The organism is Novipirellula rosea, from assembly GCF_039541335.1.
Classification (GTDB): Bacteria; Planctomycetota; Planctomycetia; order Pirellulales; family Pirellulaceae; genus Novipirellula; species Novipirellula rosea.
In genome coordinates this window covers 1-4,312 of the sequence record NZ_BAABGA010000033.1, presented here as the reverse complement: position 1 = coordinate 4,312, position 4,312 = coordinate 1, and the positions used below count along the sequence as shown (strand labels likewise).

At 55.5% G+C, this 4,312-nt stretch carries 6 protein-coding genes; all 6 read right to left on the bottom strand.

Annotated elements, in window-relative coordinates:
• Positions 1 to 47: 47 nt before the first annotated feature.
• Complete coding sequence (locus tag ABD971_RS12800) at positions 48 to 1,073, bottom strand: hypothetical protein (protein WP_345322601.1); 1,026 nt, start codon at positions 1,071 to 1,073, stop codon at positions 48 to 50.
• An 82-nt stretch (positions 1,074 to 1,155) separates the two neighbouring features.
• Positions 1,156 to 1,377: a MoaD/ThiS family protein gene (locus ABD971_RS12795; protein WP_345322599.1), complete on the bottom strand. Its 222-nt coding sequence runs from the start codon at positions 1,375 to 1,377 to the stop codon at positions 1,156 to 1,158.
• A 125-nt stretch (positions 1,378 to 1,502) separates the two neighbouring features.
• Positions 1,503 to 1,721: a hypothetical protein gene (locus ABD971_RS12790; protein WP_345322597.1), complete on the bottom strand. Its 219-nt coding sequence runs from the start codon at positions 1,719 to 1,721 to the stop codon at positions 1,503 to 1,505.
• A gap of 100 nt (positions 1,722 to 1,821) precedes the next feature.
• On the bottom strand, positions 1,822 to 2,034 hold the full coding sequence (locus tag ABD971_RS12785; RefSeq protein WP_345322603.1) for a hypothetical protein: 213 nt from the start codon (positions 2,032 to 2,034) through the stop codon (positions 1,822 to 1,824).
• Positions 2,035 to 2,075: 41 nt separating this feature from the next.
• Positions 2,076 to 3,020, bottom strand: a complete 945-nt coding sequence (locus ABD971_RS12780; RefSeq protein WP_345322595.1) for a hypothetical protein — start codon at positions 3,018 to 3,020, stop codon at positions 2,076 to 2,078.
• Between the two features lie 219 nt (positions 3,021 to 3,239).
• Positions 3,240 to 4,312: AAA family ATPase (locus tag ABD971_RS12775; protein ID WP_345322593.1), on the bottom strand; the 1,073-nt coding region annotated here is incomplete at its 5' end.

Sequence of the window (4,312 nt, the reverse complement as noted above, 5' to 3'; positions counted from 1 at the left end):
CGCTGGCGCTGGAGATGCCGAACCCTCCTACTTCGGTGGGGCCGATATCACGCAGGTACAGCAACTTTGCCATCGCGTACGGTGTGAACCGCAGCGACCGTTTGCTTGGCTTCTCCGCATTCCTCTTCACTCGCTTCGTTTTGTTTAGTGATGCAATCATCACAGGTTCCTTCAAAGAGACAGGTGTTACAGTAAGAATTGCCACAGTCGTCGCACGACTTTAGGCACGTTTGACAAACATCGTCGCCACAGCTTTCGCAGGACGAGATGCACTCACTGCAAAACCGGTCCACGCAGGATTCGCAGGAGGTACTGCAATCAGGACATAGTTCGGTTTCGCATTTGCAGCATCCGACGACTTCGTCTCGGTCGACGTTGTCGCCACATGATTTGCAGCTGACTCCGTTCCAATCTTCGATTTGCACGTAGGCTGAATCGGGGTTGTAATTCCGCAGCACGTGATCGACGATGCAAAAGAAGTCGTAGATACGTCCCTCATCGAGGGATCGCCGGATCGCGTCCGCCCCTTCCCCTTCGCAAAGCGTTTCGCCTTGTACGTGAGGATGCGTGACGCTGTCATTGGATGAAGGGCAGTTCGGCTCCACTGCGATCACTTCATACGGAGATGACTCCTTGATGAACTTCCAATTCAAACAGATCTCGAAGCTTCCGAGCTCAACGTAATCAAGCGAGATGCTCGATGTCTGGATTGTGAGTCGGTGCTTTGCGCGATCGATCGTGACGCTCTTGAACTCGCCGCGGAGTGCTTCGATCTCTCGATAAACGGACGTTACTGTCGGTTCGAGGCGTGGTTGAGCAAGACGAGTCAGTTCGTCAATCGCATGAGTCGACCGTATTCGCAGAATGTCGAGTGCCCCTCGCAGTCGGTCGGTGGCATCCTTTGCTGCGGCGTTCCAGTTCCTTGCGGTGGAAGCTTCAAGCCGCCGCCGCCAGCGACGACACTGATCGAACGACTCGTCCAGTGCCGTCATTACTTTGGGAGCCTGAACGCCTTGTAGTGCGTTCAGGATTTCGACTGCCGCCCTGTAATCGTGCTTGATTTCGTTCTCCATAGCATTGGCTCCAAAAGAAGCCCAGTCGCGATGGTCAGCCACTTGCAAACAAACCACCCCGGCTGAGCAATGAACATAGAAATCAGGCTGCGCCTTCGATCTTGAGCGGCGTGAATGAGACGCGGTCGCCATCGCGGAGCACTTGATCCGCGGGGGCTGGTTGCCGATTGACGCGGATCAGATAACTGTCGGCTTGGAACCTGCCGACATGCCGTTCAAACATTTGCTGGACGGTGGTGTTTTCGGGAGCTTCGACGTGGTGGGCGTAGCCGCCAGCGTCATTGGAGATGAGGAGTACCTTCATGTTTAGTTCTCTTGGGTTTTGGGGAAGTACACTTGCGTTTGGGAAAACGAAGCCGCCGCTGTCCACGAATGGGAAAGCGGCGGCTCGTTACGTTTGGTTGCTTATTACGATGAGGTTTCATCGCGTTAGCAGAGTGCGGCTTCAGGATCGAAGCGGCCTTCATCGAGATCCTCGCGAAAGAGGTCGAAGTCATCCCAGTCGATAACTCGACCGCCGTGCACGGGATCGGTCGGGTCGTCGATGGGAATGGCAGGGTCAAGAAGCATGAAACCGAGGCGTTTCACTGCGGAAACAGTGTCTCCGGTAGCAGCAGCCACGGCACGATTGAGTTCGTTTTGGTTCATCGGAAAGGTTCCTTACTGAAAGGGGAAACGAAAAAAGCCCCGACCGTCTGACTTGAAGTCAAACGATCGGGGCTTTGCGATAACGGAAAAAATGGAACGGCTACCCTCGCGAGCGAGTTAGCCAATTCTGCTGAAGCCAAGCCACTTCTGCTGCCAAGGCTTCGCTACGTTTGTCGAAAGGTCCGAGTGTCGGACCATCGACCGGGGATAGATCTGCGGTCCATTTACCGTCGAGAGTTGGCTCCACGTGTGAACCACGCCGGATTGCGATGCAACCGACTGAGCGAACATCAAGGCGATCATCGAAAATCATTTGAGTCTCGCCGTTAGTTGCGACGACTAAATCGATGGTCTTCACCGGGGACCTCGGATGATGTTCCGACGCGGTCGATCGGTCATCAACTCATCGAGACTCGTTTCGACCTCGGTCAAAGAGCGAGCTACTCGTTCGCGTAATGACGACCGATCTCGTAGGTCTTGTGGGTCGACTCCAGTAATCACCTGCCTTGCGTTCTCAACTAGTTGATTGAGATCGTCGTTGCTTCCAATGTTGAGATGCTGGAATCGTCCGAAGAACTCATTTAGGTTGGCAATGGCAGAGTCACGAAAGACTTTCGGCTTCCCATCCACCGAACCGGACAAGCGTTCGGCCAGATGACCAACCAACTGCGAGAGTTCTTCGGCGAACGTTTGCTCGGCCAGTTCAACGGCTTCAGCGAACTTCGCTTTTACACGTTGGCATTCTTGTTCGTACAACTCTGGATTGACCGTTCGCAGATATGCGGGCGGTGTGACCGACGGAAAATCCCAAGTTATCCCGAACAGATCCGAGACGGAGTCGGGATAGTCTGCTGGATCGAACAGGTGCCCGAGTTGATTGCGGGCTTGATCGACGAGTTCCGCGAAACTGAGGTCGAGTTCGTCGACGGCTTCGCTAAGTTCCACTTGGATGACAATCATTCGATCGTCAAACTCCGAAACATCGCCGCGGCGTAACAACCGGACGCCTGGCTCGATGTAGGGCAACGTCATCCCCTTCCACAATGCACCCGCCTTAGTCTTAATCGCCGAGACGGCGCGGAACGAAGGGTGCGATGTGTCGAAAAGACGTTTCGCTGCCGAGAGCGTGCGGCTGTCGGCGTCGAACGCGCCGGCCGCTTGCAGTTTCTGGTCACGACTGAGACTCTTGCGAGTGCCGGGCCAGCGGATGTGCAACCGCGCGGCGGTCGTTTCGGCTTGCAACCGCGTGCCGTGTGATGGCTGGTTCTGAGTCACAGGATCTTCGAGCATGGTGCTCATGGATTCTCCTTTGTATGAGTTGGTGTCACAAATTGAGCGGGTCAGATCGAAGCTGCCCAATGAGGGTTTCGATCTCGTCAGCGGTTAGCGATGGATGCGGGGAGACATCGAAGTAATGTCGAGTGGTAGATTTGTCGGCGCGAACCATCTCATCCTTCCAGAATCGCAGTGCTGCCCGGATCGTGGCGAGTTGGTTTTCGGTGAGCACGTTCAAACGCCTCAGTTCTGAGACGGATTGGCACGCGACACCCGGCGCCGCGATTGTGGCTTGGCATCATGCTGGTAAATTCCAGACTTTTCCGCATCCAAACAACGCCCGCTGGCCCATTGCCGCAAACGGTCCACCGATTCAGTTGCCGTGACTGCCACGGGAACTACGTTCAACCCCGCTTGTTTAAGCGGAATGTCCAGCAGGGCAGATAGTCGGCAGCAAGCACGGATTTCCGCGCCGGTCCACCTCTCATCGGCCGGTCGCTTCTGCTCCTCTTCTATCCCGAACATGGTGATATACTGGTTCCAAATTCGATCTTTCTGGTCACGCTGCGGCAGATCGAGGAACACGATTCCGTCGAACCGCTCAGCACGAGAGAGTTCCGGAGGCATCCGCGTGATATCGTTGCAGGTCGCGATTAGGTAGACGTTCGAGGTATGGTCATTCATCCAGCTGAGCAACGTGCCCAGCATGCGAGACGACACACCTGAATCGTTTTGACCCGATCCCGCCGCCCCACTGAGAGCCTTCTCGATCTCATCAATGAACAGAATGCAGGGCGACATGGCGTCTGCGATTTGCAGCGCCCGACGAACATTTTGTTCCGTCTGGCCCACAAGACTCCCCATCAATGCCCCGATATCGAGGATCAAAGTGGGGCGCCCGGACTCTTTGCCAAGTGCTTTGGCGAATGCCGACTTGCCGGTTCCTGGAACACCCAGCAACAGTACGCCACGAGGTCGCTTCAGCGGATTGTCACGTCCGTGCTGGAGCAGCGACCGTTTGCAAAACGCCTTTAAGCTGTCCAGCCCGCCGAGTGACGTGAAATCGTCACTGCTCTTGTAGAGCTGAAGCAGGCCAGACTTTTTGAGCATGCTCGCCTTCAGTTCCCAAACGGATTCTGGCTGGACCACGGAATCTCGAACCAGACTCAGCCCGAAAGCATTTTCGGCCTCCAATCGAGTTAGCCCCATTGCCGCATCGAGCACGGTTTCGAGACGGTCGGCGCCGGGAAGTTCACCTTCTTCGGTGGCAATGGCTTCGGCGATCTCTTTGAGTTGTTCGCGTGTCGGCAGCGGAT